At 72.9% G+C, this 1271-nt stretch carries 1 protein-coding gene; it reads left to right on the forward strand.

Features of this window, described 5'->3' with window-relative positions:
- The first annotated feature begins 216 nt into the window (after window positions 1-216).
- Window positions 217-1032, forward strand: a complete 816-nt coding sequence (locus tag ABZ641_RS38050) for an alpha/beta hydrolase (protein ID WP_359989209.1) — start codon at window positions 217-219, stop codon at window positions 1030-1032.
- Window positions 1033-1271: the final 239 nt, after the last annotated feature.

The following is a 1271-nucleotide window of genomic DNA, read 5'->3' on the forward strand; positions in this document are numbered from 1 at the left end:
TCCAGTCGCGCGGAGTACCCCTGCGCAGTGATCTCCCAACCCATGGCACGCCCCCGTGATGATCGTTCAACCGGCCCGTGCAGCCTAACGACCCCCACCGACGTCCCTGCCCCGCCCGTGTCGCGTCCGCCGGGGGAGGGTGTGCCTGTGGAACGCTTGCACCAGGGTCGCGCCGAGACCGAGGAGACCCGGAGCCCGCCTCGAAAGGGTGTCGCCATGGCTGAGGTCCGCGCCGGTGATGTGCTGCTGCACTACGAGGAGACCGGCGAGGGCGAGCCGCTGGTGCTGGTGCACGGCTCGTGGAACGACCACCGCTCGTGGAGGCCCGCCGTCGACGCCGACCTGAAGGCGGCGTTCCGCGTGGTGGCGTACGACCGGCGGGGCCACGGCCGCAGTGAGCGGGTACCCGGCGCCGGCACCCGGCGGCAGGACGAGGACGACCTGGCAGCACTGATCGAGGCCCTCGGCCCGGCACCCGCCAACGTGGCGGCGAACTCCTTCGGAGCATCGATCACGGCGGGTCTGGCCGCCCGCCGCCCCGAGCTGTTCCGGCGGATCGTCCTGCACGAACCCCCGCTGGCCGGACTCGTCCTCGACGACCCCGCCGCGGTGGCGGACATGAGGACGGTGACGGCAGCCGTCGAGGAAGCCAAACGGCTGGTGCGCGAGGGCGAGGACGCTGCCGGCGCGAAGGTGTTCGTCGAGCGGATCGCGCTCGGCCCCGGCGCCTGGGAGACGATGCCCGAGCCGCTCCGGGACACCTTCGTCATCCACGCGCAGACCTGGCTCGACGAACAGGACGACCCGGACTGGGCCGCCCTGGACGTCCACGGACTCGCTGCCTGCACGGCGCCGGTGCTGCTCAGCAGCGGCACCGAGAGCCCGGCGTGGTTCGGCGCCGTGCTGGACCGCCTGGCCGCGGCCCTGCCTCGGGCACAGCGCAACACCTTCCGGGGCGCGGGCCACATCCCCCATGTGACGCACCCCCAGGACTACGCGGCGACCGTGACGGCGTTCCTGCTCGGAACCTGACGCCGAAGGCGCCCTCGGCCGCGCCGACGGGGCACGCCTTCCGGTATCGCGTGGCCCCCTGCCATCACGCTGTCGCGGTGTCACGCAGGGCAGTTGACGCTCCATCCGGTCGCAAAGCCGTACGTCAACCAGAGCACCGGCCATCACCGCCTTCCCCGAACCGGTGGCACCGCCGGTCGCCCGCGGCCTCGGCGGCCAGACCGGGTACCTGGTGGACCTGGCCGAGAGCTACCTGGTCT

It is taken from the genome of Kitasatospora sp. NPDC007106 (assembly GCF_040634455.1).
GTDB lineage: Bacteria > Actinomycetota > Actinomycetes > Streptomycetales > Streptomycetaceae > Kitasatospora > Kitasatospora arboriphila.

Bases quoted from the DNA above. Each gene is read 5' to 3' on its own strand.
- ABZ641_RS38050 (WP_359989209.1), top strand. From the start codon at position 217: ATGGCTGAGGTCCGCGCCGGTGATGTGCTGCTGCACTACGAGGAGACC.